The following is a 25,991-nucleotide window of genomic DNA, read 5'->3' as shown; positions in this document are numbered from 1 at the left end:
GCGCCGCGCGTGGTTATGTCCAGTGTGGCAGCTCGCCGCCCGGCAGACCGGCCCGCGCCTGCATCGGCGCCTCGTAAGGCAGACCAGCCGCATCGCAGAAAGCCATGACCAGCGCATCTTCGGCCAGCAGAAAATCCATCACCGCCGCCAGAAACTCCGGCTCAGTTGCGCGGGCGGGAAGATCGGCGGGCGCGCTGCCGGTCGCCGCCAGAAAACCCGGCAACAGTTCCTCCTGGGTCACCAGCCAGCCCAGCGCACGAAGGGCCAGAGTTTCGGCAGATTCCCGCGCAGTCACCGGGAAAACTCTGATCTAGGATGCGACATTTCGGCTTTGATCCGCAAAGTGTGAACAGGTGGCAATGATTTCTTAACCATCTCGCGAAACACTGTCGATCAGGGAACGGTGACGGAGCTGGTTATGGTCGGCAAGATCCTCATTGCGGATGATGTGGCCACCAATCGCATCGTCTTCAAGGTAAAGCTGGCGGCGGCCTGCTATCATCCGCTGCTGGCGGGCGATGCGCAAACCTGTCTGGCCATGGCGCGGGCGGAGAAGCCTGATGCGATCCTGCTGGACGCAGATCTGGGAAACCGCAGGGGCCTTGCGGTGCTGGAACAATTGCGCGCCGATGCCGCCACGGCGGATATCCCGGTACTGATGCTGGCGGCATCACCGGATGCCGGGCTGCGGCTTGCCGCATTGCGGGCCGGTGCGGAGGATTGCCTGGCCAAGCCGCTGGACGACCAGTTGCTCATGGCCCGGCTGCGCAATCTGTTGCGGCTGCACGAAACCGCCGACGAACTGGGTCACCGCGAACAGGCCCTGCAGGTGCTGGGCCTGGCCGAGGCGCCTGCGGGGTTTGAGCGGCAGGGGCTGGTCGTCGTCGTCGCGCAGCGGCCGGAGCAGGCATTGCTGCTGCGTCGCCAGCTTGCGGGGCGCGCGGGGATCGAGGTGCGGACCATGGGCCGGGACGAGGCGCTGAACGCCACCGCCGCCGGGCTGGCCCCTGATATCTTTGTGCTGGATGCCGAAATCAGCGGGCCGGGCGGCGGGTTGCGGCTGATGTCCGACCTGCGCGCGCGCCGCACCGCACGGCACAGCGCCATGGTGCTGATCGGTCAGGGGCAGGTTCCCGCCGATCTTGCCATGGCCTATGATATGGGGGTGAGCGCCGCCCTGCCCGACGATCTGCCAGCCGAGGAAATGGCCTTCCGGCTTCAGGCATTGCTGCGGCGCAAACGCACCGGCGACCGGCTGCGCCATTCGGTGCAGGACGGGCTGCGCCTTGCTGTGACCGATCCGCTGACCGGGCTTTACAACCGCCGCTATGCTCAGCCCCGACTGGCCGCGATTGCCGAGCGCGCCCATGCCTGCGGCAGCGCTTTCGCGGTCATGGTAATCGACCTCGACCGTTTCAAACAGGTGAACGATCGCTGGGGCCACGCGACAGGGGATGCGGTTCTGGTCGAGGTCGCGCAGCGGTTAAGCCTGAACCTGCGTCCGGCGGATCTGGTTGCGCGCATCGGCGGCGAGGAATTTCTGGTGATCCTGCCCGAATCCGGCGCCTCCGAGGCCCGTCACATTGCCGAACGGCTGCGCCATGCCATCGAAAAGCCCCCGGTTGCCCTGCCGGGGGGGGAAACCTTGCAGATTACCGTGTCCATAGGCCTCGCCGTGCAGGACAGCGCACAAGCCGCAATTCCGGCGGCTGATCTGGTCGACATGGCCGATCAGGCCTTGCTTTGCGCGAAATCGCGCGGCCGCAATCAGGTGATCCAAAGCCGCAGCGCTGCCTGAGGCGCCTTACCTGTCGCCCTTGCGGTCCTCGGGCGGCGGGCGCTTGCGCGTGATGCGCTGTTCCAGCCGGTCGGCAAAGGCGTGGCGTTCGGCATCGCTCATCCCGGCCAGCCGCTCGCGCAGCAGGTCCTGCCCGAGTTTCAAGTGATCGGCCAGACGCGCCTGCTGGGTATCAAAAGCCCGAGAAAGCCGCCCGGCATCAAAAGGATCGGCCCGCAGGGCAGACAGCATCTCGCCCATATCCGCCCGCATCTGCGCCCGCGCCGCCCGGAAATCGGGGCGACGGTCGCGGAAGGATTTGCGCAGGGCGTCGCGATCCGCCTCGCTCAGCGCCTCGGTGAAGGGACCGAAACCAAGATCCCGCACTTCGCGCCCACGGTCATGGGGGTCTTTCAGCAGGGCACCGCCCACGATACCGGCAACCATCAGGTTGACCGCCAGCGAGGCGAAGAAGGCGATCTTCCAGCGCCGCAGGCTGCGGTGACTGGCCGGGCGTGGTTCAGGGGTCGTCGTCATGGCTTCATCCCTCCGCCAGCCAGATTTCAAGATCGGGGATCAGTTCGACCACATCCACCGCAGCGGGTTCAAGGGCCTGCGATACATCGGCGACCGGCGCGGGTTGCACGAAGCCGATCCAGACCCCTGCCAGTGTCGCAGCCACCAGGCCCGCCGCCGCGCGGTTGTTCGTGGGTGAAAACAACCCCGCCAGCCGGCCCCGGCGCGCGGCAGGCCGGCGCTGAGCCGTATGCTGCGGCAGGGCATCCTGCGCGGCATAGGCATCTGCCAGCACCCGCGCCATCAGCCCCGAAGCCTCGGGCGGCGCAGCGGCGCGCGCCTCATCAAACAGGCTGTCCAGCGCCTCGGCCGTCAGTCCCACATCATCCCGAAGCCTGACACTCATGTCCCGGTCTCCTCATCCTCATAGCCCAGCGCCGCGCGCTGGCCCGACAAGACCGCAGCAAGGGCGCGTTTGCCCCGTGCGGTCAGGCTTTCCACAGCCTCTACCCCGATGCCCATGATCCCGGCGATCTCGGGGTTCGCAAGTCCCTCAAGGTGGCGCAACACCACCGCCTGACGCTGCCGCTCCGGCAGGGCAGTCAGGGCGGTGTCGAGTGCGGCCATCCTGTCGCGTTGCATCATCGCCGCCGCCGCGCCAGGCGCATCATCCGCCACCTCAGGTGCCGTCTCCGGCAGATCCAGAGGGCGCCTGGCCCGCGCGCGCTGCCGGTCAGTCACCAGATTGGTGACCACACGATACAGCCATGTGCTGACCTGCGCCTCTTCCGCGCGCCAGTCCGGCGCAATGCGCCAGAGCCGCAACATGGCTTCCTGCGCCACATCCTCGGCCTCGGCACGGTCGCCCAGCAGACGGGTGGCATATCCCAGAACGCGCGGCGTGAACCGCAAGGTCAGAACCCGCGCAGCCGCCCGGTCACCCGCCGCATACCGGGCAAGCAGAACCGCGTCGGGCAGGTCTGAGGAAACGTCAAGGGGCATGGACATCCTGCAAGGGTGTTATCCGCGAAACGGGGGCGCGACAATCGCCGCGCCCCTGGCACTCGTCAATTCCCTGCGCCGTCTTCCGCCGCACCCTCTTCGGGCTGCGGCATCACCGGCTTGCCGCCCTGCCCCTTGGCCCCGCGACCGTCCTTGTCGTGCCAGCCCTTGCCATGCCCGCCCTTGCCGTGCTCGCCATGACCCCGGCGCTCCATGCGTGACATCATCTTCTCGCGCGCGGCATCCGCCTCGGCCTTGCTGATCGCACCATCGCCGTCCGTATCGACGCGGGCCAGCATCTTCGGCCCCGGTCCGGGCATCGCCAGAACCTCGGCCGCCGTCAGCATCCCGTCGCCATCCGCATCCAGACGCTGCATCATCTGATCGACCTGCGCGCGGATACGCTCTTCCGCACCCCGCATCCGCATCGCCACCAGTTCGTCGGCGCTGATCTTGCCATCCTTGTCGGCATCAAGTTCAGCCACCCGTGCTGCACGGGCCGCCGCGAATTCCTCGGGCGTGATCTTGCCGTCCTTGTCGGCATCCAACTTGTCAAAATCGAACATCGGGCCGTCCTGCATCATCATGCCCATCGGCCCCATACCGCCATGATCGCGCATCCGGTCTGCAAGCGCGGCAGATCCCAGACCACCGGCCAGGATCGAGGCCAGCGCTGCGGTGTAAACGAGGGTGCGTTTCTGCATCTTCAATCTCCTGTCTGTCGGGTGGGCCGCCTCTGCATGGCGCCACCGTCATGCCAGACAAACGCCCGGCGGCTGGGTTTCCGTCGCAATCACCGCTCACTTTCGGTCACGGCCCCGTGAGCACCTAAATGCGACTTTCCAGCGCATGTTTTCCGCGCCCCTTGCTCCTGCCCTGCCGCCATGACTATGCTGCGCCGATCCAGACCGCTATGCCCCCCTGATCCGAGGTTGACCGATGACCGCACTGGCGCAGACCGAAGACGACCGCCCGCTGTGGCCCGCTATTGTGCGTGGCTGGCGGCGGCGCTGCCCGAACTGCGGGGCGGGGCCGGTGCTGCGCGGCTATCTGACGGTGCGCGAAAGCTGCCCCGTCTGTCATGAGGCACTGCACCACCAGCGCGCAGATGATGGCCCGGCCTATATCACCATTCTGATCGTCGGGCACATCATGGGACCGGCGCTGCTGTGGGCCTTTGTGAAATGGCGGCCCGATCCGCTGATTCTGGTGTCGATCTTTTCGGTGATCGCGGTTGCGATGACCCTCTGGCTTCTGCCGCGCGTGAAAGGCGCCTTCGTGGCGCTGCAATGGTCGCGGCGCATGCATGGATTCGGCTCAAGTGACTGAGCGGCCAGCCGATACGCCGGTACGGCCTGCGGCAACCGTGGTGCTGACCCGCGCGCGGGCCGGTGGCCCCGAGGTACTGATGGGCCAGCGCGGCGCCGGTGCGGCCTTCATGCCTTCGAAATACGTCTTTCCTGGCGGTGCGGTGGACCGCGCCGATGCTGCCGTTCCGCTGGTCGCGCCGCTGGGTGAGCCCTGTCGCAGTCGGCTGGCCGGAACGGACATCGCACCCGACACGCTGGCCGCCGCCGCAATCCGCGAATTGTTCGAGGAAACCGGCCTGGCTTTGGGCCAGCCCGCCACCTGGGCCGATCCGCCCGCAGACTGGCAGAGCTTCGCCGCGCGCGGTCTGCGCCCCGATGCCTCGGGTTTCCGCTTCATCTTTCGCGCCATCACGCCGCCGGGCCGGCCGCGCCGCTTTGACGCGCGGTTCTTCCTTGCCGATGCCAGCGCCGTTCAGGGCGATGTCGAGGATTTCTCGGCCGCCTGTGACGAGCTTTCGCATCTGCACTGGATCTCTCTGGCCGAGGTGCGGCGGCTGGACCTGCCCTTCATCACCGAGGTCGTCCTGTCTGAAGTCGCCCTTCTGATGCGCGGCGGCCAGCAACCCGGTGTGCCGTTCTTCGACAATTCCGGCACCCGGCCCACCTTCCGGCGGATCACCTAACGCCGGAACGGCCAGAGCGGGTGCGGCACCGGATCTTTTGCCGTCACCAGATAGCGGCGAAACACCTCGGCATAGCTGCGGTAGACATAGCCATCGTTGCGTCGCTGATAATGATCCCGATGCGCGTGATAAAGCGCAGGCAGGGCATACCAGGGCACATTCGGGTGCATGTGATGCACCACATGAAGGTTGTTGTTCAGAAACAGCAGCGCCAGCGGGCCGCGATCTTCAACGATCACGGTGCGCGCGCGCGCAGCCTCATGGGCGCGGTGTTCCAGAAAGGTGCGGATCTTCAGCAGCGCATGGCCGATATAGGCCGCCATCAGATAGGCCCAGCCGCTCATCGGGGCGACCCAGATCCACCAGATCACCGGCACCAGCCCCGCCAGATGCAGCAGCCAGTCGCGGATCACCACCCGGTCGCCACGCAACGCGAGCCCGGCCTCGGTGCGCAGCCACAGCAGATTGCCGATCAGCGGCCCCAGCAGCACCCGCCCAGCGAGGGTGTTGTTCATCTCCAGCAGCCAGCGCGCCGGGCGGGACAGCCGCGCCCAGACCGCCGGGTCGAAATAGTTCGATTCAGGGTCATCATAGGGGTCAGTCAGGATCGGGTCGTGGTGATGCGCCAGATGGGTGTCGCGGAAGCGGCCATAGGGCACGGTCAGGTTCAGCGCCGGGAAGGCCAGCGCCTCGTTGACCAGACGTGAACGGAAGGGATGGCCATGCAGCATCTCATGTTGCAGCGAAGAAAACTGAGCGATGGCAAGCCCGGTCAGCACCACCCCCAGCACGGGCGACAGATCATAGGCCCAGGTCGTGCCCAACGCCCAAAGCACATAGGTCGCCGCCAGCAGCGACAGGGTGATCCATTCAACAGTGCGGGGGGTGTGGCGCATGGCGGCTCCGGTTTTTTCAATGGCTTAGCACCGGGCACGACTTGCGAGAATGCGGAAGATGCGCATGACAAAGTCATCATTATTGATTATACTCACCAATGATGGAAAAGATCGACAAACGCGACCGCGCAGCCCTGTTCCGCACCCGACTGGCCGAGGCCATGTCCGCGCGTCAGATGACGCAGGCCGCGCTGGCGCGCGCGACCGCGGCGGACCGTTCCACCATTTCGCAACTTCTGGCCGATGGGGTGCGACTGCCCAATGCCCAGCTTGCCGCCGATTGCGCGCAGGCTCTGGGGATCAGCGCAGACTGGCTTCTGGGGCTGACCGAACGGCCCGAGCCGCTGGCCGACCTGCTGGCCACGCAACTGACCATGCGCGAGGCGCCACGCGCCCTGTTCGACGAGGCGATCTTCGGCTGGCACCGCGAGGCGGCGGGCTACAAGATCCGGCATGTCCCGGCGACGCTGCCCGACATGCTGAAAACCCGCGCTCTGGTGGAATGGGAATATCGCCCGCAACTGGGCCGCACCGCCGAACAGGCGATCGGCGCCTTCGAGGATCAGCTGGCCTGGCTGCGCACCGCGCAATCGGATTACGAAATCGCCCTGCCGCTGCACGAGATGGAGGCGTTTGCCACCGGCACCGGCTATTACGCCGGGCTTCCGGTTGAGGTACGGCTGGGTCAGATCGAGCGGTTCGAGACGCTGGCGGATCAGCTTTACCCCTCGCTGAGGCTGTATCTCTTTGATGCGCGGCGGGTGTTTTCAGCGCCCGTGACGGTGTTCGGCCCGCTGCTGGCGGTGGTGTATCTCGGCCGCCATTACATCGCCTTCCGGGACCGTGCGCGGGTCGAGACCATCAGCGCGCATTTCGACTGGCTGGTGCGCGAGGCAACCCTGGGCGCCCGCGATTTTGCCGCGTATATGCGCGATCTGCGGACGCGCGTTCAGAACATCTGAAGCCCGGCAAGGCTATAGCCGTTCCAGTCGAGGATTTCGCGCGCAGCCTTCAGCCGGTCGGGCGAGGTTACGCCACCGCGTTCCAGCACAAAGCCCATGCGCCCCGACGGCGTGCCGATGACCAGCGTGCGGCTGTCGGCATCGGCCCACAGCACCCACCACGGTTCGGCCAGCGCACCTTCCGCAGCCTCGAGCTGCAAACGACCGGGCGCAACCAGCCGGGCGTTACCGCGATAGCGCGCGCGCTGCCCGTCAAGGCAAAGATCGGCTTCCACCGGCAGACCCTGCGCGCCCGACGGGCCGAAACTGACCATCCCGCCCCGGCAGCCCCCCGCCTCTGCCGCGAAGGTGCCGACCTGCTGCCAGCGACCGGCAAGACTTGCCGCATCCAGCACAGCGCTGGAATAGATCGGCACCGCCGTGTTGCGAAAGGCGCGTTCCGGCTCCGGTGTTTTGGCACAGGCGGACAGCGCCAGCAGCAGTGCAAACATCAGTCGAGACACAGCGTCACCTCGCGCCCGTCGGCCTGAAGGATGGGGTTGCAGCCGAAAAGCGGCGTGACCGGCGCGCAACTGCGCGAGCGGGCAAGACAGAATCCCTCGCAATCGCTTTCGCGGCTGCATTGCTTGCCCGCGTCCCGCGTGCGCCGCACGCAGGTCCGGGCCTGCGACAGCCCGGCAGCGGACCAGGTGCCCCCCGCCTTTTCGCAACTGATCTGCGCGGCGGTCTTCGCGGCAGGCTCAGGTTGAGGCGCCGTTACAGGCCTGGGCGGTGCGGCGGTGGGAGGCACCCCGGGTTGGGCCTCTGGCGCAGCCTTCGGCGCTGGGTCAGGCGCGGCGGCCGGTTTGACATCTGACGCCGGGGTTGCCGGGGCCAATGTCGTGGTCGTCACCGGACCGCCGGTGATCGCCCCCGGCGCGGCAGTTACCCCAGCTTCAGGCGGCGGCGCAGTCTTGCCGCCCCCAAGCCCCGCAGGCAACTGGCAGGCCGCCAGCAGGCCAATCGTCAACAGCGCTGCAATCCGGCGCATCCCGTCCCCCACTCATCCCGCCCCAATAGGCCCGAAGCCCGGCACGGGCGCAACCCGTTCAGTAAGGCGCAGGGTAAAGACGGTGCAAGGCGTCAATATCGGCCAGAACCTCGTCCGACAGCGTCAGATCTGCCGCACCGATATTGCTTTCAAGCTGCGCAAGTGTCGTGGCGCCGATGATCGGAATGCAGGCAAACGGCCTCTGACGGGTGAAGGCAATCGCCATCTGGCAAGGATCAAGCCCATGATCGCGCGCAAGGCCAAGATAGGCCGAAACGGCAGGAAACACCTGCGCGGTGACACGTCCGCCCAGATCGGGCGTTCGTTCACGCCGCGTGCCTTCGGGCACCACATCCCCGGCATATTTGCCCGACAGCAGCCCCGTTGCCAGCGGCGAATAGGCCAGCAACGGCATGTCCTCCAGCACCGAAAGCTCGGCCCAGTCGGTATCGAACTGGCGGCAGAGCAGCGAATATTCGTTCTGCACGCTGGCCATGCGCGGCAGGTTCTCCATCCCGGCCAGCCGCAGCCATTCAGCCGCGCCCCAGACGCTTTCGTTCGACAGGCCCAGCGCGCGGATCTTGCCTTCAGCCACCAGATCGCCCGCAGCGCGCAGCACTTCGGCCATGTTGTCGCGGATCGCGGCCGGGTCGTCAAAACGCGGCGCATAGCGCCACATCTGGCGGAAGTGATAGCTGCCGCGATTGGGCCAGTGCAGTTGGTAAAGGTCGATGTAATCGGTCTGCAACCGCCGCAACGAACCTTCGACCGCCGTTCGCAAGGTGGCGGCGCTAATCGGCTGATCGGCGCGCACCGTCTTGCCCTTGCCGGTGATCTTGGTCGCCAGAACCACACGCTCACGCCCGCCGCGCGCGGCGAACCAGTTGCCAATGATCGTCTCGGTCCCGCCGACGGTTTCAGCGCTGACCGGGTTGGTCGGGTACATCTCGGCGGTGTCCCAGAAGGTCACGCCGCGCTCTGTCGCCATATCCATCTGGGCAAAAGCCTCGGCCTCGGTGTTCTGGGTGCCCCAGGTCATCGTGCCGAGGCAGAGTTCCGAAACCATGAGCCCGCTGCGGCCCAGTGCAACCTGTTTCATCACGTTTCTCCTTGTCGGGCATCAGCTTAGAGCGGATCGCAGCAGTGGCAAGACCTGCGCCACCTCACGCGCTGTTACAAACTGTGATCATTTCACCCTGTCATCCGGGCGCAATCCGGGCCAACCTGCCCGCCAAGCCCTGCCGGAATGACGAGCCGATGCGCCTGCTGATCTCTTTTGCCGCCCTGTTCCTCGCTGTCGTGCTGCTGCAACTCGGTTCGGGCGGGGTCGCGCCGCTGGACGCGATTTCGGGCGCGAGCCTCGGTTTTTCCACCGAACAGCTTGGCCTGCTGGGCTCGGCCCATTTCTTCGGCTTCTTCATTGGCTGCTGGTGGGCGCCACGGCTTATGGGGTCTGTCGGACATTCGCGCGCCTTCGCGGCCTTCACGGCGGCGGGGACCATCGGCATTCTGGCGCATATGCTGATCGTCGATCCGCTGGCCTGGTCGGTGATGCGGATGGCTTCGGGCCTTTGTGTTGCAGGCTGTTACACGATCATCGAGGCATGGTTGCAGGACAAGGTGACGAACGCGACCCGCGCCCGCGCCATGGGGGTTTACCGGGTGGTGGACATCGCAGGCAGCCTTGGCGCGCAGCTTATGATCGGCGTGCTGGAGCCTGCCTCCTACGTTTCCTACAACCTGCTGGCGCTGCTGTGCTGCTGTGCCATCTTCCCGCTGACCCTGACCCGCAGCGAGGCGCCCCCTACCCCGCTGGCCCCCCGCCTGCGCCCCGGTCTTGCATGGCGCAAATCACCATTGGCCAGCATGGGGGTGGTGGTATCGGGTGTGACCGGCGCAGCCTTTCGCATGGTCGGCCCGGTCTACGGGCTGGAGGTCGGTCTGGGGGCCGATCTCATCGCGCTGTTTCTGGCGGCCTATGTGCTGGGCGGGGCCGTGGCGCAGATCCCGGTCGGCTGGCTCGCCGACCGCTATGACCGCCGGTCCGTGCTGATCTGGATATCGGTCGCGGGCATCTTCGCCTGTGGCGCCACCATCGCTCTGGCGGCCTCCGGCATTTCCGGCGTCTTTGCTGCCGCCGCGCTGTTCGGCTTTGCCACCTTGCCCGTCTATTCCATCTCGACCGCGCATGCCCATGATTATGCCGAGCCGCAGGAACGGGTGGAGCTTTCGGCGGCGCTAATGTTCCTATATGCCGTCGGCGCTATCGCCAGCCCCTATGTCGCCTCGCTGGTGATTGAACATTTCGGGCCGGAAGCGATGTTCGTGATGATCGGAATTGCGCATGCCGGACTGATCGTCTTCGGCTTCGCCCGGATGCGGGTGCGCCCGTCGCAGACCCGCACCGCCTATACCTATGAACCGCGCACGTCATTCCTGATCGGGCGCCTGTTGCGCCGCGACCGCACGGGAGAGTGATCGGCCATTTGCGCCGGATCAACGCGATCGCCCGCCGCCTGTGCCATACTGCCCCCACAAACAGCGACAGGAGGCAGAAATGCAGATTTCCTTTAGTGGCAAGACGGCCCTTGTAACCGGAGCGGGCTCCGGCATCGGCGAGGCCATCGCGCTGGAACTGGGTCGCGCCGGGGCGCGGGTCATTGTGGCCGACCTGCACCCCGATACGGCTGCGGCCGTCGCCGACCGGATCGTCGCGGCGGGTGGACAGGCCCAGCCCGGCGCGGGCGATATCTCGGACCCGGCGGTGGTGGAGCGCCTGGTGGCCGAGGCGGTGGCGGCGGACGGCAGGATCGACCTGCTGGTGAACAACGCCGGAATCGGCGGGCCGACAGCGCCTTTGGGCGAGTATCCGCTGGAGGGCTGGCGACAGGTGATGGGCGTGAACCTTGACGCCGTGTTCTACGGGTTGCGCTTCGCCATTCCCGAGATGCTGAAATCCGGTGGCGGCGCCATCGTCAACATGGCCTCGGTTCTCGGCTCGGTCGGCTTTGCCAATGCGGGCGCCTATGTGGCGGCGAAACACGCGCTGCTGGGGCTGACCCGCACCGCCGCGCTGGAATATGCGGCGAAAGGCATCCGGGTAAATGCCGTCGGCCCCGCTTTCATCGACACGCCCCTGCTGGCCAACCTGCCCAAGGGCGCGAAAGAGGCGCTGGTGGCGGCGCATCCGGTGGGGCGGCTGGGACAACCGGCGGAGGTCGCGGCGCTGACGCTGTTCCTCTTGTCGGATCAGGCGAAATTCATCAACGGATCGTATCACCTGATCGACGGCGGATACTGCGCGCAATAGGCCGAAAGCCCTTTTCCCGCCTCGTCTGCGGCGCTAAACAGCGCCGGAACGGAAAGGCCCGTGGCGCTTGGCGGCGCAGCAATGGAAAGGCCCGCGGCGCAGGATGGTGCCGCAATGGAAAAGGGGACGCGACATGGCTCGGATTCTCATCACTTCGGCTATTCCCTATATCAACGGGATCAAGCATCTGGGCAATCTGGTGGGCAGCCAGCTGCCCGCCGACCTGTTCGCCCGCTACATGCGCGCGCGCGGCAACGAGGTCATGTTCATCTGCGCGACCGATGAACATGGCACCCCGGCCGAGCTGGCCGCCGCGAAGGCGGGCAAGCCGGTCGCAGAATATTGCGCCGAGATGCACGAGGTTCAGGCCGATCTTGCGCGCGGCTTCCGGCTGTCCTTCGACCATTTCGGGCGATCCTCCAGCCAGCGGAACCACAGGCTGACCCAGCATTTCGCGGGGCAGCTGGCTGATCACGGGCTGATCCGCGAAGTTTCGGAAAAGATGATCTTTTCCATCGACGACAACCGCTTCCTGCCCGACCGCTATATCGAGGGCACCTGCCCGAACTGCGGCTATGACAGCGCGCGGGGCGACCAGTGCGACAACTGCACCAAGCAGCTTGATCCGACCGACCTGATCAACCCGCATTCCACGATTTCCGGCTCCACCAATCTGGAAGTGCGGGAAACCAAGCACCTCTATCTGATGCAGCGCGCCCTGCGCGACAGGCTGGAAGCCTGGATCGACAGCAAGGCCGACTGGCCGGTGCTGACCACTTCCATCGCGAAGAAATGGCTGAATGACGGCGACGGCTTGCAGGATCGTGGCATCACCCGCGACCTGCATTGGGGTATCCCTGTGATGAAGGGCGATCAGTCCTGGCCGGGGATGGAGGGCAAGGTCTTCTACGTCTGGTTCGATGCCCCCATCGAGTATATCGCGGGCACCGCCGAATGGGCCGATGCCAATGGCAAGCAGAACGCCGATTGGGAACGCTGGTGGCGCACCGACAAGGGCGCCGAAGACGTGACCTATTACCAGTTCATGGGCAAGGACAACGTGCCCTTTCACACCCTGTCCTTCCCCGCCACGATCCTGGGGTCGGGCGAGCCGTGGAAGCTGGTCGATTACCTCAAGTCCTTCAACTACCTGAACTATGATGGCGGCCAGTTCTCCACCTCGCGCGGGCGCGGGGTGTTCATGGATCAGGCGCTGTCGATCCTGCCTTCGGATTACTGGCGCTGGTGGCTGCTCAGCCACGCCCCTGAAAGCGCCGACAGCGAGTTTACATGGGAGAATTTCCAGGCTTCCGTGAACAAGGATCTGGCCGACGTTCTGGGCAATTTCGTCAGCCGCGTGACCAAATTCGCCAAGTCCAAGCTGGGCGAAGCGGTGCCGGAGGGCGGCGAATTCGGCCCGCAGGAAACCGCGCTGATCGCGGAACTGGGCGCGCGCATCCGCGATTACGAAGGCTATATGAACGCGATTGAGGTCCGCAAGGCGGCGGCCGAGTTGCGGGCGATCTGGGTGATCGGGAACGAATACCTGCAAGCGGCGGCACCGTGGAGCGCGATCAAGACCGATCCGGCTCGGGCCGAGGCGATGATCCGCCTCAGCCTGAACCTGATCCGGGTCTATGCGATCCTGTCGCAGCCCTTCATCCCCGATGCAGCGCAGGCCATGATGGCCGCGATGGGATCAGACGACTGGACCTGGCCCAGCGACGTGCCGGAGGCCATTCGCGCCCTGCCCGCCGGGCACGCGTTCACCGTGCCGGAGAACCTGTTCCGCAAGATCACTGATGAGGAACGCGCCGATTGGCAACAGCGCTTTGCGGGCAAGCGCGAGTGATCGGGACATCATCATCGCCGTCGCAGAAAGCTGGTCACCATCGCTAACGCGTGGTGCAGGGACCGTCAGAAATGGGCGGCCCCGATGTGCTGAGAGCTACAGTTGCCAGAGCCGCTGACCGGAGAGCCTGTTGGGACGGGCAGCAATCGGATTTCGGCGACAGACCGCAGATCAATGGCCCCCAACGTGGGGGCCATGATGGCGGCGCGAACTGGGTCAGATCACCGCGCGCAGTTTTTCCTGGGCCTCTTTCGAGAAGGGGGCAAGGTGGACCGTGGCGCGGATCGTCGTTTGGTCGTGCCGTTCGACATGGGGTTTGCGCGAGCCGCCGCCCACTTCGCCCCAGGTCAGCACGACCTCGGTGCCTGGTTCGGCAAAGGCTTCGTCGACACAGGCCAGTGACAGGAATTCGCGTTCGTTGATGTTGTAACCGCAATATTGCGACATGCCGATCAGCGCGCCATCGGCGCTGCGCAGTTCATCTGCCTGGGGCCAGCCGTAATAGGAGGTGGGCATGTCGATCGCCTTGTAGATCGGCCCGTCGCCGGTCTGAGAGGCGAAGATCCTGGCCACATCGTCATGATGCCAGCGCAGCACGCGCTTGACGCGGCGCGGGGCCTGCATCTGCGCCTCAAGCGCGGCGCGACCGATGAAATCATGGTCGAACTTGACGAAGTTCTCATATCCCAGCGCCGAGGGCGTCCAGTAATAATCCTCGATATCCCGGCTGTAGAGGCTGCCGCCCAACTGCATGTTCGCCTCCCAGCTGTCGGCCGGCAGCCATTCGCGATAGGCGCGCAGCTCGTCGCCGGTATAGATGCCGGGCAGCGGATAGGGAATCCAGCCGTCTTCAAGCGGGGTGGAGTAATAGGTCCGGGTGCCTGCCTGGCGCAGGCCGCGCTTTTCGCCCGCAGCAAGGATCGCATCGCGCACCCGGTCGAGTTCGGCGAAGGGGCCCGAGAGTTCTGCCCCGGCATGTCCGGCCATGCCATGCCGCAGCACATGCACCCGGCAGCCCGCGATGGTGACATACGCGGTGTGGAAGAACCTGATCTCGGGCCAGCCGCCCTCGCAGATCTCGTCCAGAATGTCCCGGGCATTGGGGCCTTCAAGCTGAAAGCGGTACTTCTCGCGCTGGCCGTCCCTGGCGTAGGGTGTGCTCGGATCGAAGCGCATCTGCACGTCATAGCCGCCGGTCTCGCCGTGGAAGCGGACCCAATTCAGAACCGGCATGCCAGAGATGAGTTCGAAGCCCTCTGCCTCGCCATAGTAGTTCAGCACGCAGTCGCCGACATGATGGCCGCGCGGGGTGACGCAGAAATACTGCTTCGCCCGGTCGGTCGAGAGGTTCGAGAAGGTGCAGGGGCTGAGATATTCCAGAAGCTTGCGGGCATCGCGGCCTTTGACGAACAGGACCGGCATGTGATGCGACTGATTGAACAGCACCGCCGTTTCGCGCCAGGCGCGCTGTTCTTCGCGCCAGGTCGTGTATTCGGGGGCGATCAGCGTGGCGAGGAGGCCGGTGCGCGACTTGTGATACTGCGAGATCGTGTCGTTGTAGAGGTGATCAACCAGATCGGGCGTCTGGTCGATCAGGTCCTGAAGCGTTTTCATCTTTCTGCTCCGCATGTCGGGTATGGACGGCTTTTGGGGTGAATTCGGGCATGCATCTTCGATCACACAGCGCCCTTTGGCTGCGCGGTTCGGACCCTGCGCTGCTCCTCCTCTGATCGCGCGGGTGCGGGGTTATCGTGCGGGCAGGATAAGGCAAGACGGGCGAAAACGCAACTTACAAGGAGCATTCCTTGTTTTTGAAGTAGCTGAGAGCGTGGGCAGAATCAGCGCTGCAACCATTTGTTTTTGAAAACTTAAAGCCCGGAAGCCAGCAAGGCGCGCGAGGCGTCACGCCATTGTGCGATGATCTTTTCGCGTTCGTCTCCCTGGGGCAGCCAGGTCTCGGCAAGATAGAGACCGCGCATCAGCACATGCGACAGGTCGACATAGCGCCGGGCGACGGCAGCCTCCTGACCCAGGCGGACCAGGACCTCGGTCCAGACATCGTCGAGCCGCCGCCTCGCATCAAGGACGATCGGGTGGATCACCCCGGCCAGCGCGCTGTCGGCACGGGCGGCGATGAGAAGCTCGATCTGGGCGGCATAGGCGGGGGCGAAGAAGAAGCGTTCCGAAGCGGAAAGGAAGGTGCCGACCGGATCGCCCGCCATGTCCGGGCTTGCGGCCGCTTCGCGCGCTTCGGCCACGGAACGTTCAATGGCATGGTGGCAGGCGGCGGCGATGAGGTCGATCTTCCTGGGATAATAATGCTCAAGCGCCCCGCGCGAAATACCGGCCCGCGCAGCGACCCCGCTTGAGGCGAAGGCGACGTAGCCCTCGGTCGCCAGGATCTCGAGCGCCGTGTCGAGGACCGCGGCCTGCGTCGCCTCGCGCCGTTCGCTTTGGGTACGCCGCCGGCGCGCCGGTTGTTCCGCCATCTTCCCGCCCTTCGCCGAAGCCACCTGCCCCTGCCTAGCGGGACAGGAAGCCGCCGTCGACGGGCAAGTTATGGCCGGTGATCATCGCCGCCGCATCCGAGGCAAGGAACAGGATCGCCGCCGCGACCTCGTCCGCCTCGGCCATGCGGCCAAGCGGCATCGTGGCCTGCATACGCTGCATAAGCGCCGGATCGCTCTCAAGCTTGCCGATAAAGCCGGTGCGCACCCAGGTGGGGGCGACGGCATTGACGCGGATCAGCGGCGCCCATTCATTCGCCATGGCACGGGCCATGCTGGCAACCGCGCCCTTGGTCGCGTGGTAGGACAGGTTCGGGTAGAGCCCGCCGCCCGAGAAGGCGAGGATCGAGGACAGATGCACCATGGCCGCCGGGCGGCCGCGCGCCAGCATGCCGCGTGCGACCGCGCGGGAGACCAGAAAAAGCCCGGTCTGGTTGACGGCGACGACCCGGTCCCAATCGGCCTGCGGCATCTCGGTCGCGGCCATGCGCAGCGCGATGCCAGCCGAATTGACCAGAATGTCGATGCCGTCCAAAGCCGTTTCGGCCTGCACCACGGCAGCCTCGACCTCGTCGGCCCGGGTGACATCGGCGGCAAGCGCCAAAGTCAGCCCCTCGGCCGAGCAAACGGCCCGGACCGCCGCTACGTCGCGATCCAGGATCGCCACCCGCGCGCCGGCCCGGTGAAACAGCCGCGCCGTGGCAAGGCCAATGCCACTCGCCCCGCCTGTGATCAGGGCCGCCCGACCCTCCAGCCGGAACAGGTCCATCACGCCTCGCGCAGCGCGTCGCGCACAGACCTTGCGGCGGCGACCAGCAGGCCCAGATCGACGCTGCCCGCGACGAAGGCATAGCCCCAGGACAGGTAGCGCCGCGCATCAGCCGGATTGGTGGCCAGGATGCCGCCGGGCTTGCCCAGCTTGTGCAGCCGCGCGATGGCGTCTTGCAGCGCGGCCTGCACATCGGGATGGGCCGGATTGCCCAGATGCCCCATTGAAGCCGCAAGGTCCGAGGGGCCGATGAACACGCCATCGACGCCCGGAACCGAGGCGATCTCTTCCAGACGCGCCAGCGCCTCGCCGGTCTCGATCTGCACCAGCAGGCAGATCTCGGCATTGGCGACGCTGAAATAATCCGCGGTCTGGCCATAGCGGCTGGCCCGCGTGCCACCGGCCACGCCGCGGATGCCGTGCGGCGGGTAAAGGCAGGCGGCGACAGCGGCCGCCGCCTCCCCGGCCGTCTGGACGAAGGGCACCAGCAGGGTCTGCGCCCCCATATCAAGCGCGCGCTTGATCAGCACCTTGTCGTTCCAGGCCGGACGCAGCACATGGGCCGAGGGCCCCGCAGAAGCCGCCTGCAGCAAGGGTTGCAGATCGGCCAGATCGACGGCCGCATGTTCGGTGTCGAACAGCAGCCAGTCGAAGCCCAGGAGGCTCAGCGCCTCGGCCGTCACCGCATTGGGGATCGACAGCCAAAGCCCGTGCAAAGCCTCGCCCGCCGCAAGCCGCGCCTTGAAGGCGTTGCGCGGGGCGGAAACCGGGCCGGTGGTCAGCGGGTGATGCGGCAGGCCGGTCATGTGAACTGCACCGAAACCGAGCCGAGCGGGCCGAAATCGGCATGCAGCGTATCGCCCTTTTTCGCATGGACGGGCCGGGTGAAGCTGCCCGACAGCATCATATGGCCGGGTTCCAGCACCGTGCCATACTGGCCGACCTTGTTTGCCAGCCAGGCGATGGCCATGGCCGGATGGCCCAGCACACCCGCCGCAAGTCCGGTCTCTTCGATTTCCGAATTGCGATAGAAGATCGCGCCGACCCAGCGCAGGTCCACATCGGTGGGCCGCACCGGCCGACCGCCCAGAATGATCCCCGCCGCCGCGCCATTATCGGCCACGGTGTCGAAGATCCGGCGCGGTTCGGTCACGCGGGCGTCGATGATCTCGATCGAGGGCACGACCCATTCGGTGGCGCGCATCACGTCGATCAGCCCGATGCCCGGGCCTTTCAGCGGTTCTTTCAGGATGAAGGTCAGTTCGGGTTCCACCCGCGGCACGCAGAAACTGTCGAAGGGCACTTTCGCGCCATCGTTCAGGATCAGGTCGTCGAACATATAGCCGAAATCCGGCTCGTCGATCTTGGATGCCGCCTGCATCGCCTTCGAGGTCAGGCCGATCTTATGGCCGATGATGCGGGCGCCAGCCTTGACCTTGGCCGCCGCCACGGCCGAGGAAATCGCATAGCTGTCTTCAAGTTCGATCTGGGGAAAGCGCTCGGACGGGCGCATGCCCTGCACCTTGCTGCGGTGGCTTTCCAGAAGCGAGGCGACGCATTCCGCCCGCTGGTCTTCGGTCAACATGGGGCTTTCCTTAAAGCTTGATGCAGATGTTGCGGAGTTCGGTGTAGAACTCCATCGAATGGACCCCGCCCTCGCGCCCGATGCCCGAGGCCTTGGCGCCCCCGAACGGCGTGCGCAGGTCGCGCAGGAACCAGCAGTTCACCCAGGAAATCCCCACCTCGACCTGACGGGCGACGCGATGGGCGCGGCCCAGGCTTTCGGTCCAGATCGTGGTGGCAAGCCCGTAGGGTGAGTTGTTGGCCAGGGCGATCGCCTCGTCCTCGGTGTCGAAGGGTTGCAGATGGGTGCAGGGCCCGAAGATTTCCTCGCGGATCACCGGACTGTCTTCCGCCAGGCCGGTCCAGACCGTGGGTTCCACCCAATAGCCACCTTCATAGCCCTGGATCGACGGCACGCCGCCACCGGCCAGGATCTGCGCCCCGCCCTTGGCCGCGCGGTCGTAATAGGACAAGACCTTGGCGCGATGTTCGGTCGAGATCACCGGACCCATGGTCGTCGCGGGATCGAAAGGGTCGCCGAAGCGATAGGCTCGCGCCTTGGCGGCCAGACCCTCGGCCACGCGGTCGAAAATGCCGCGCTGCACATAGATGCGTTCGGTGCCCAGGCAGACCTGCCCGGTATTCGCGAAACAGGCGCGCCCGATCCCTTCCATCGTCTTGTCGAAATCGGCATCATCAAAGATGATCCCGGCATTCTTGCCGCCCAGTTCCAGCGACACCGGCCGCACCCCCTTGGACGAGGCCGCCATGATCGCCTCGCCGGTCGAGGTCTCGCCGGTGAAGGTGATGCCGTTCACGCCGGGATGGCGGGTCAGGAATTCGCCGGCCGAGCCGGGGCCATGGCCATGCACCACGTTATAGACGCCGGGCGGGATGCCGGCGGCATTCATCACCTCGCCCAGAAGCGTCGCGGTGGCCGGGGTTTCCTCGGACGGCTTCACCACCACCGTATTGCCGCAGGCCAGCGCGGGCGCGACCTTCCAGGTCATCAGCAGAAGCGGCAGGTTCCAGGGGCAGACCACCGCGATCACGCCGCGTGGGCCGCGCACGGCATAGTTCAGCGCGCCCGTGCCATCGGGCGTGGCCATCTCGAAGCTTTCATTCGACAGCGTCATCACCTGATCGGCGAAGACGTTGAAATTCGCGGCCCCGCGCGGGATGTCGATATGGCTGGCGATCGAGCGCGGCTTGCCGGTGTCGAGGATCTCGGCGGCCAGGAATTCGTCGAAGCGGGCATTGATCCCGTCGGCCACCTTGCGCAGCAGGGCCACCCGTTCGGCTAGCGCCATCCGGCCCCAGGGGCCTTTCAGCGCCCGTTGCGCCGCGCCCACTGCCTCGTCGACCTGATCGCGGTCGGCGGCGCGCACTTCGCCCAGCACTTCGCCCGTCGAGGGAAAATGGTTGGCGAAGGCCTCGGCCCGGCCGGGGACGAAACGCCCGTCGATGAAGTTCAAAAACTCAGTCATCACGCTCTCCTTGCGGACCTGCTTGCCGGGCGCCTTCAGGGTCGCCTTCGGTCAGGTAGTCCCACATCCGTTCAAAAATCCGTCCGGCCTTGGTCGCCCGTTCGGCTGCGGCCTCAGGTCCGATCACCGGCGCATCAGCGAGGCCCGAGGCCAGCGCCGCCAGTTCGATCCGGCAGGCATCTTCCAGGTAGAAGGCCAGGCCCAACGCCTCGGTCAGGCTGTCGCCCGCCACCACCGCGCCATTGCCACGCATCAGCAGGCCCCGGCTGTCGCCCATGGCGGCGATCGCGCCCTTGGCCTTGGCATCATCGCGCACCAGCTGCGGATCATCCCACAACCCGACGCGTGGGGCAAAATAAGTGCCGAAGCCATGGCGCATTGCAGGCACGCGGCCCAGCGCCGCCAGGGCCATCGCCTGAGGCGACATGAAGCGGATCACGCCGCCCGCCTCGGGCCGCAGCGCATAGATCCGCTGATGCAGCCGCACCTCGCCCAGCACGCCCTCGGGCAGAGGGCCATTCACGGGCACCACGGTGCAGGCCTCGCCCGGGCGGACATGGGCCAGGGGTTTCGACGGCGCGACCAGAAAGTGATCGGCGTCGATCCGGGCCGAGCAATGGCCATAGGCATGGGCCAGCCCTGCCCGCCCCAAGGCCCGCGCCGCGATCCGCACCGTGCGGGCCAGCGTTTCAATCTGCGCCGTCATCATTTCTTGAACGCCGCAATCTGTGGAGCAGAGCCCCAGTGGCAGAAGCCCTTCGGCTCGAAATGGAACTGGCGGTCGCGCCACGCCGGTTCGTCATGGATTTCGCGCACGCCGGTCGAATATTCGAAGGTCATGCCCTCGGGCCCGGTGAAATACAGGAATTCCGCCGAAGAGGTCGGATGCGCGCCGGGGCCGAAGGTGATGTTCACCTGGTTCTCGCGCACGAAATGGAACGAGCGCTGGATGTCGTCAGTCGATCCGACCTGGTGGTTGATGTGCTGGATGCCCGCGCGGTGAAAAGGGAACAGCGCAATGGAATGGTGGATCGTGCCCAGCCGCATCAAAGGCGCATCGCCGATCCGGTCCGACACCCGGGCATTGCAGACCGAGGTCCAGAAATGTTCGTCCCGCGCCAGGTCGGAAGAGCACAGGCCCACATGCGAGAAGCCGGTGATCCCGGCATTGCGGCTGCCGTGATAGTCAAGCCCGGTGGTTTCCGGCCGCAGCACGAATTCGATCACATTGCCGGTCGGGTCGCGGAAGCGGATGAATTCGCGCACCATCCGTGCTTCGCATTCCGCGCGGGTGCCGTAATAGACATCATGGCCCAGCGCTTCCAGCGTGGCGCCGGCTGTGTGCAGATCCTGCGCCGTGCCGATCTCGAAGGCCGTCATCTGATCGGTCGGGTCGCCCTCGAAATAGCACAGCGTATGGGCGCGGGCGTCGGATTTGAAATAGACCGCGCCCTTGCGCCGCTCGGCCACTTCAAGCCCCAGGATATTGACCGCATACCATTCGGCGCCCGCCAGATCGGTTGTGCCCAGGCGGCAATAGACGACATCGCGAAGTTCGATCATCCTTCGGTCCTTCCCTGAAATTCCGGCTGCGTGCTGGGCGAGCCCCAGGCGCAATGCGACCGGGCGGCATCGGCGAATTGGCGCGGGCCGCGGGTTGCGATCTGCGGGCCCTTCTCCATGCCGTGGATATAGGAGAACAGAAGCCCCCCCGGCCCGCGCGTGGTGACGAAACTGGCGCCCGAAGTGGGCTGGCGGCCGGGCCCGGCCACGACGGGCAATTGCAGCTTCTGGAAATGATACCAGTTGCGCATGATGTGATCGCGGGTCGCGACCTCCCAGCTTGCGCCCAGGATGCCGTCCCGCTCCGACGGATAAAGCGCGATGCGGTGATGCGCCTCGTCCAGCGCGAGGAAAACCGCGTCACCGGCATAGTCGCTGACGCGAAGGCCCAGGCCCCTGACCCAGAACTCCTCGCTCGCCGCGATGTCGCGGCAGCACAGCGAGACGGCGGCGAAATCGCTGATCCCGGCATCACGCCCGCCATGATAGGGCCAGCCCGAGGTCAGCGGCCGCCACACCAGCTCCACCGTCACGCCATTCGGCGCGGCGACCGACAGCCCCTGTTTGACCTGCCGCACCGCGCAGGCCTCGGCCGAGAGCCGGGCCGATGGATGGCCCGCTGCGGCCAGCCGATCGGCCAGGGCATCCAGATCCTCGGGTCGCGCCACAGTCAGCGCCACGGCATTACCGTCGCCCCGCGCGCAACACAGCGCATAGTTGCGCGCGTCCGAGCGGAACAGGGCACGGTTGTCGTCGCGGTCCATCGGCATCAGCGCAAAGACATCGGCGGCGAAGGCGCTCGCCGCCTCAAGGTCTTCGACATCGACGCGCAGATAGCGCAGGTCACGATAGGTCATCTTCGTCTCCGCAGGGCTTGGCGGAGGCCGGGCAGGCTGGCGCCCGGCCCCCTAAAGGTCAGTTTGACGCCAATTCGGCTTCCAGTTCGACAAGAAGCGGGGCTTTCACGCGCCAGTCTTCATACCATTTGTCGACCGCCGGGCCGAACCAGGCGCGGTCCACCGTCACGACCGGGACCGGGGTCGTCTTGAGGTCTTCCATGTATTTGTTATCGAGTGCGCCATAGGCGTCGATGATGTCGGTGAAGTTCGCGGTCATGATTTCCTGGATCGCGGCGCGATCTTCTTCGGAGATCGCCTGCCATTTGCGGCCCGAGGCCACGGCGACCATGGGGAACATCATGTGGCGCGAGTCGATGATCGTGCCGGCATGATCGTAATATTTGGTGTTCCAGGTGCCTTCATGGTCCAGCTGCGCGCCATCGACCTGGCCATTGGCCAGCGCATCATAGAGCGCGGGCAGCGGCATCGGCGTAGGGGTCGCACCCAGAAGCGTCCAGAAATCCAGTTCCGGCGCGTTCGGCACGGTGCGAATCTTCTTGCCTGCCAGATCCCCCACATTGGCGATGGTGCCGCGCATGACGACGGTGCGCATCCCGGCCGAGCTCCAGCCCAGACCGACCAGCCCGAACTTGTTCATGTCGGCCAGAAGCTTGCCCGCCGTGGCCCCGCCGAGAACCGTCTTGGCACCCTCGATGTCGCTGACCAGATAGGGGGCAAGAAAGATGCCGTAATTCGGATCGCGGTTGGCGAATTCGCCGACTGTCAGAAAGGCGAAATCCAGCGCGCCGGTCTGCAGCTGCTGCAGCATCTGCGCCTCGGAGCCAAGCTGGCCCGAGGGGAAAAGGCTGATCTCAACCCGGCCTTCCGTCTTTTCCTTGATCGCATCCGCCGCCTTCTGGGCATGGACACTCCATTGATGCGAAGGCGGGGTGATCAGGCCCAGCCGGTATTGTTCCGCCGCGGCCATGCCACCGGACAGCAGAAGCGCCAGCCCCGCCGCCCATCCGATCGTCTTAAACTTCATCTTGTCTTCCTCCCTTGGGCCCGTCAGCGCGGGCCAGCTCCTCCAGAAACGTCAAGACTTGCGGCAGGCGCCGGTCGCGCGCGGCACCGATCTCAGCCACGCTGCGCGGATCGGCCTCCGCCATACCCTGGACCAGCGCGGCGCGGGTTTCGGCATCGAAGCGGGGCGCGCCCAGCGTGTCCCACCAGCGTTCGAATTCCGGGCCCAGCGCGTCGAAAAAACCTTCAAAGCCGCGCGGCCCGCCCGAGACATGGAACACCGCCGAAGGCCCCATCAGGCACCAGCGCGGCGCCAGACCCAGCGTCACCGCATCTTCCACATCGGCAAGTGAGGCCACGCCTTCGCGCACCAGATGCACCGCCTCGCGCCACAGCGCCGCCTGCAGGCGATTGACCAGATGGCCCGGCATCGGCCTGGCCAGGGTCAAGACACGCTTGCCCAGCCCTTCATAGAAAGCGCGGGCCCGCGTCAGCACCTCGGGTGCGGTCGCCGCCCCGCCCGACAGTTCCACCACCGGCATCAGCCAGGGCGGATTGCAGGGATGGGCGATGAACAGGCGCTCTGCGCCCTCCAGCCCTTGTTGCAGGGTCTCGGGCGACAGGCCCGAGGAGGACGAGGCGATCAGCGTCTGCGGATCCAGAAGCGGCAGGATTTCCGTCAGGGCGGCGCGTTTCAGCGCCAGCCGCTCGGGCAGGCATTCCTGCACCAAAGCCGGGGCCGGACCTTGCGGAGCCACCGTGACGCGCGGCAGCGCCGCCCCTTTGTCGCCCATCGCCGCCGTGGCACGGGCCCAGACCTCGTCCAGCCGCGCCTGTGCCGCCGCCATGTCGGGATCGATCACCTGCACGGCATGACCCGCCAGCCCGAAGGCCGCGGCCCATCCCGCCCCGATCAGCCCGCCGCCCAGAACCCAGACCGTCGCCATCACAGCACACCGGGCAGGAAGGTGACGGTCTGCGGGAAACACACCATCAGCAGAATCACCGCCAGCACCGCCACGAAGAAGGGCAGCAGCAGCACCGCCAGCCGTTCGGCCCTGACGCCGCCCATCAGCGCGGCGGTGAACAGGCCCGTGCCGACCGGCGGCGTCAACAGTCCCAGGGTCAGGTTGACGCAGACGACGACGCCGAAGAATACCGGGTCGATGCCATAGACCCCGCTCGCCACCGGCAGCATCACCGGCACGATCAGGATGATCGCGGGGATCGGGTCGGTGACCATACCGATCATCAGCAGCAGGACGTTCAGCATCAGCATGAACACCAGGGGCGAGGCCGTCATCGCCTGCATCGCCGCAGCGACCTGTGCCGGGATGTTCTCGAAGGTGATGACCCAGGAAAACACCGTAGCGGTGGCGATCAGGAACAGCACGATTGCCGAGGACCGCGCGGCATTGCCGAAGGCCACCAGAATGTCGCGCCATTTCAGCTCGCGATAGATGAAGGCGCCGACGATGATCGTGGCGATGCTGCCCAGGGCGGCGCTTTCGGTCGGATGGGCGATGCCGCCCAGGATCGTGCCGATGATCGTCGCCGGGATCAGTGCCGCAGGCAGTGCCTCGGCGATGGCGCGCAGGCGGGCGGGCAGCGGCAGCGACTCGCTGCGGGGAAAATCGTGTTTATGACCAAGCCAGCCGATCACCGCCAGGAAGGCGAGAAATATCAGAATGCCCGGCACGATGCCCGCAATGAACAGATCGCCGATGGGCAGCTGCGCGATGACGCCATAGATGATGAACAGCATCGAGGGCGGAACAATTGGCGCCAGCAGCCCGCCCGCCGCGGTGATCGCCACAGAGACATCGCGCGGATAGCCCTGCTTTTCCATCTCGGGCACCGCCAGGCGGGACATGATGGTGATCTGCGCCACGGTCGAGCCCAGAATCGCCGCCATCATCATGTTCGCGCCGAGATTCACATAGGCCAGCCCCCCCTTGACAGAGCCAAGGATCGCCACGGCCAGCGCCATCAGCCGCCGACCGATACCGCCCACATTCATGAACTCGCCCAGCAGGATGAAAAGCGGCAGCGACAACAGGCCGTAATTTTCAAGCCCGCCGAACAATTGCTGCGGGAAGGATTGCAGAAGGACGGTGTTGCCGCTGACGAAAATGTAGATCAGCGCACAGATCGCCAGGACGAAAGCGATGGGGACCGACAGGATGACAAGTCCGATGAAGCTGCCGCCGACGATCATCGCCCCGCCCCTTTCAGCAGCCGCAGATCAGCCTCGATCTGGGCGAGGCAGTGGATGGTCGCGGTGACGGCAAAGACCGGAAGGATCAGCCAGAACCAGACCTTGCGGACGCCAAGCGTCACGGTCGGTTCCTGATAGATGAAGTTGAAGCTTTGCGCCGCGAAGGCATCCAGCGTTTCGGCAGCGGCAGCGGTCAGCGGATCGAACCAGATCCAGACCATCCACGCCAGTGCCAGAAGGAAGGCCAGCAGGATCAGGTCGGCCAGAAGCCGGAGCAGGCCAGCGGCGCGGGGCGACATCATGTCGGACAAAAGCGTGACCGCGATATGCTGTCGCGCGTCCAGCGCGGCGGCGGCGGCCAGGAAGGCCACGATCACCATCAGGTAGACCGCAAGCTCATCAACCCAGATCAGCGGCACCCCGAGGAAACGGCCGGTCACATTGGCCAGAAGCAGCACGAACAGGAGGAACATCAGCACCCCCGCCAACAGGATTTCGGCCTGCGCCAGCCCGGTGCTGAATCGGGCCAGGGCCGAAGGCGGCCTGACCTGCCCGGCAAGCCCTGCCGATGATTGAACGGTGTTTTCCATATTTTCCTCCCCGTCAGCAGAAAATATTGATATTATAACCATGTCAAACTAAAATTTGATTTTATTGCGATGCGCTCTATGATCGGGTTCACCG

General features: G+C 65.8%; 29 protein-coding genes. 7 read left to right on the top strand and 22 right to left on the bottom strand.

From position 1 onward, the window contains the following. Positions 1 to 13: 13 nt before the first annotated feature. Positions 14 to 295 (bottom strand): DUF3572 domain-containing protein, encoded by a 282-nt coding sequence (locus tag AO684_RS04500; RefSeq protein ID WP_108128880.1) that lies wholly within the window; start codon positions 293 to 295, stop codon positions 14 to 16. Between the two features lie 108 nt (positions 296 to 403). Between AO684_RS04500 and AO684_RS04495 the strand changes: the two genes are divergently transcribed. Next, a complete protein-coding gene (locus AO684_RS04495) occupies positions 404 to 1,798 on the top strand; it encodes a diguanylate cyclase (RefSeq protein ID WP_235451209.1) in 1,395 nt (464 codons plus the stop codon). A 6-nt stretch (positions 1,799 to 1,804) separates the two neighbouring features. Here AO684_RS04495 and AO684_RS04490 read toward each other — a convergent pair whose 3' ends face one another. The 4 genes from AO684_RS04490 to AO684_RS04475 are packed head-to-tail and all read right to left on the bottom strand — an operon-like array spanning position 1,805 to position 3,999. Next, entirely contained in the window at positions 1,805 to 2,314 is a 510-nt protein-coding gene (locus tag AO684_RS04490) for a periplasmic heavy metal sensor (RefSeq protein WP_054301547.1), read from the bottom strand. Positions 2,315 to 2,318: 4 nt separating this feature from the next. Then, on the bottom strand, positions 2,319 to 2,699 hold the full coding sequence (locus AO684_RS04485; protein ID WP_054301546.1) for a hypothetical protein: 381 nt from the start codon (positions 2,697 to 2,699) through the stop codon (positions 2,319 to 2,321). Then, entirely contained in the window at positions 2,696 to 3,301 is a 606-nt protein-coding gene (locus AO684_RS04480; RefSeq protein WP_054301545.1) for an RNA polymerase sigma factor, read from the bottom strand. The genes AO684_RS04485 and AO684_RS04480 overlap by 4 nt, the downstream gene beginning before the upstream one ends. 59 nt (positions 3,302 to 3,360) lie before the next feature. Beyond that, entirely contained in the window at positions 3,361 to 3,999 is a 639-nt protein-coding gene (locus AO684_RS04475) for an EF-hand domain-containing protein (protein WP_235451208.1), read from the bottom strand. Between the two features lie 235 nt (positions 4,000 to 4,234). Here AO684_RS04475 and AO684_RS04470 point away from each other — a divergent pair, with 235 nt between their 5' ends. Both AO684_RS04470 and AO684_RS04465 read left to right on the top strand, forming a co-directional pair. After that, the gene (locus tag AO684_RS04470) at positions 4,235 to 4,624 is read left to right on the top strand and encodes a DUF983 domain-containing protein (RefSeq protein WP_054301544.1); all 390 of its coding nucleotides are present in this window, start codon (positions 4,235 to 4,237) and stop codon (positions 4,622 to 4,624) included. Beyond that, the gene (locus AO684_RS04465; protein WP_054301543.1) at positions 4,602 to 5,288 is read left to right on the top strand and encodes an NUDIX hydrolase; all 687 of its coding nucleotides are present in this window, start codon (positions 4,602 to 4,604) and stop codon (positions 5,286 to 5,288) included. The genes AO684_RS04470 and AO684_RS04465 overlap by 23 nt, the downstream gene beginning before the upstream one ends. Here the strand turns inward: AO684_RS04465 and AO684_RS04460 are convergent. After that, positions 5,285 to 6,184, bottom strand: coding sequence for a fatty acid desaturase (locus AO684_RS04460; protein WP_054301542.1), 900 nt, complete (start codon positions 6,182 to 6,184; stop codon positions 5,285 to 5,287). The genes AO684_RS04465 and AO684_RS04460 overlap by 4 nt on opposite strands. A 98-nt stretch (positions 6,185 to 6,282) precedes the next feature. On the opposite strand from AO684_RS04460, the gene AO684_RS04455 reads away from it, so the two are divergent. Then, positions 6,283 to 7,146, top strand: a complete 864-nt coding sequence (locus tag AO684_RS04455) for a helix-turn-helix domain-containing protein (protein ID WP_054301541.1) — start codon at positions 6,283 to 6,285, stop codon at positions 7,144 to 7,146. Here the strand turns inward: AO684_RS04455 and AO684_RS04450 are convergent. From AO684_RS04450 to AO684_RS04440, 3 genes are read right to left on the bottom strand one after another with little or no spacing between them, the layout of a single operon-like run. Then, positions 7,134 to 7,649: a lipocalin family protein gene (locus tag AO684_RS04450; protein ID WP_054301540.1), complete on the bottom strand. Its 516-nt coding sequence runs from the start codon at positions 7,647 to 7,649 to the stop codon at positions 7,134 to 7,136. The genes AO684_RS04455 and AO684_RS04450 overlap by 13 nt on opposite strands. Next, complete coding sequence (locus AO684_RS04445) at positions 7,637 to 8,176, bottom strand: hypothetical protein (RefSeq protein ID WP_054301539.1); 540 nt, start codon at positions 8,174 to 8,176, stop codon at positions 7,637 to 7,639. Before AO684_RS04445 ends, AO684_RS04450 begins: the two co-directional genes overlap by 13 nt. Positions 8,177 to 8,234: 58 nt before the next feature. Further along, the gene (locus AO684_RS04440) at positions 8,235 to 9,275 is read right to left on the bottom strand and encodes an aldo/keto reductase (protein WP_054301538.1); all 1,041 of its coding nucleotides are present in this window, start codon (positions 9,273 to 9,275) and stop codon (positions 8,235 to 8,237) included. A 158-nt stretch (positions 9,276 to 9,433) separates the two neighbouring features. Here AO684_RS04440 and AO684_RS04435 point away from each other — a divergent pair, with 158 nt between their 5' ends. The 3 genes from AO684_RS04435 (at position 9,434) to metG (ending at position 13,338) form a co-directional block, all read left to right on the top strand. Then, on the top strand, positions 9,434 to 10,654 hold the full coding sequence (locus tag AO684_RS04435; RefSeq protein ID WP_054301537.1) for an MFS transporter: 1,221 nt from the start codon (positions 9,434 to 9,436) through the stop codon (positions 10,652 to 10,654). A gap of 79 nt (positions 10,655 to 10,733) precedes the next feature. Continuing rightward, on the top strand, positions 10,734 to 11,486 hold the full coding sequence (locus AO684_RS04430) for an SDR family NAD(P)-dependent oxidoreductase (RefSeq protein ID WP_054301536.1): 753 nt from the start codon (positions 10,734 to 10,736) through the stop codon (positions 11,484 to 11,486). A gap of 133 nt (positions 11,487 to 11,619) precedes the next feature. Then, positions 11,620 to 13,338 (top strand): methionine--tRNA ligase, encoded by a 1,719-nt coding sequence (gene metG / locus AO684_RS04425; RefSeq protein WP_054301535.1) that lies wholly within the window; start codon positions 11,620 to 11,622, stop codon positions 13,336 to 13,338. Positions 13,339 to 13,554: 216 nt separating this feature from the next. On the opposite strand, the gene AO684_RS04420 is transcribed toward metG, so the two are convergent. The 13 genes from AO684_RS04420 to AO684_RS04360 form a co-directional block, all read right to left on the bottom strand. Next, a complete protein-coding gene (locus AO684_RS04420) occupies positions 13,555 to 14,952 on the bottom strand; it encodes an aminomethyltransferase family protein (RefSeq protein WP_200907792.1) in 1,398 nt (465 codons plus the stop codon). Positions 14,953 to 15,206: 254 nt separating this feature from the next. Then, positions 15,207 to 15,827 carry a TetR/AcrR family transcriptional regulator gene (locus AO684_RS04415; protein ID WP_054301533.1) on the bottom strand — a complete coding sequence of 207 codons (621 nt, stop codon included), beginning with the start codon at positions 15,825 to 15,827 and terminating at the stop codon, positions 15,207 to 15,209. Between the two features lie 34 nt (positions 15,828 to 15,861). Further along, positions 15,862 to 16,614 (bottom strand): SDR family NAD(P)-dependent oxidoreductase, encoded by a 753-nt coding sequence (locus tag AO684_RS04410; protein ID WP_054301532.1) that lies wholly within the window; start codon positions 16,612 to 16,614, stop codon positions 15,862 to 15,864. After that, positions 16,614 to 17,420 (bottom strand): HpcH/HpaI aldolase/citrate lyase family protein, encoded by an 807-nt coding sequence (locus tag AO684_RS04405; RefSeq protein ID WP_054301531.1) that lies wholly within the window; start codon positions 17,418 to 17,420, stop codon positions 16,614 to 16,616. Before AO684_RS04405 ends, AO684_RS04410 begins: the two co-directional genes overlap by 1 nt. Continuing rightward, on the bottom strand, positions 17,417 to 18,199 hold the full coding sequence (locus AO684_RS04400; RefSeq protein ID WP_054301530.1) for a 2-oxo-hepta-3-ene-1,7-dioate hydratase: 783 nt from the start codon (positions 18,197 to 18,199) through the stop codon (positions 17,417 to 17,419). Before AO684_RS04400 ends, AO684_RS04405 begins: the two co-directional genes overlap by 4 nt. A gap of 10 nt (positions 18,200 to 18,209) precedes the next feature. After that, complete coding sequence (locus AO684_RS04395; protein WP_054301529.1) at positions 18,210 to 19,664, bottom strand: 2-hydroxymuconic semialdehyde dehydrogenase; 1,455 nt, start codon at positions 19,662 to 19,664, stop codon at positions 18,210 to 18,212. Beyond that, on the bottom strand, positions 19,657 to 20,370 hold the full coding sequence (locus AO684_RS04390) for a class II aldolase/adducin family protein (protein WP_152968345.1): 714 nt from the start codon (positions 20,368 to 20,370) through the stop codon (positions 19,657 to 19,659). Before AO684_RS04390 ends, AO684_RS04395 begins: the two co-directional genes overlap by 8 nt. Further along, on the bottom strand, positions 20,370 to 21,227 hold the full coding sequence (locus AO684_RS04385) for a VOC family protein (protein WP_054301527.1): 858 nt from the start codon (positions 21,225 to 21,227) through the stop codon (positions 20,370 to 20,372). Before AO684_RS04385 ends, AO684_RS04390 begins: the two co-directional genes overlap by 1 nt. After that, entirely contained in the window at positions 21,224 to 22,084 is an 861-nt protein-coding gene (locus AO684_RS04380; RefSeq protein WP_054301526.1) for a VOC family protein, read from the bottom strand. The genes AO684_RS04385 and AO684_RS04380 overlap by 4 nt, the downstream gene beginning before the upstream one ends. Positions 22,085 to 22,142: 58 nt before the next feature. Beyond that, positions 22,143 to 23,111, bottom strand: coding sequence for a TRAP transporter substrate-binding protein (locus tag AO684_RS04375; protein WP_054301525.1), 969 nt, complete (start codon positions 23,109 to 23,111; stop codon positions 22,143 to 22,145). Further along, positions 23,101 to 24,036: a 3-hydroxyacyl-CoA dehydrogenase family protein gene (locus AO684_RS04370; protein WP_054301524.1), complete on the bottom strand. Its 936-nt coding sequence runs from the start codon at positions 24,034 to 24,036 to the stop codon at positions 23,101 to 23,103. Before AO684_RS04370 ends, AO684_RS04375 begins: the two co-directional genes overlap by 11 nt. Further along, positions 24,036 to 25,307: a TRAP transporter large permease gene (locus AO684_RS04365; protein WP_054301523.1), complete on the bottom strand. Its 1,272-nt coding sequence runs from the start codon at positions 25,305 to 25,307 to the stop codon at positions 24,036 to 24,038. Before AO684_RS04365 ends, AO684_RS04370 begins: the two co-directional genes overlap by 1 nt. After that, complete coding sequence (locus AO684_RS04360; RefSeq protein WP_054301522.1) at positions 25,304 to 25,897, bottom strand: TRAP transporter small permease; 594 nt, start codon at positions 25,895 to 25,897, stop codon at positions 25,304 to 25,306. The genes AO684_RS04365 and AO684_RS04360 overlap by 4 nt, the downstream gene beginning before the upstream one ends. Positions 25,898 to 25,991: the final 94 nt, after the last annotated feature.

The sequence above is a fragment of the Gemmobacter sp. LW-1 genome (genome assembly GCF_001303875.1).
GTDB classification, from domain to species: domain Bacteria; phylum Pseudomonadota; class Alphaproteobacteria; order Rhodobacterales; family Rhodobacteraceae; genus Gemmobacter; species Gemmobacter caeni.
The sequence above is the reverse complement of the archived record's forward strand: the minus strand, read 5'-3'. Positions and strand labels throughout refer to the sequence as shown.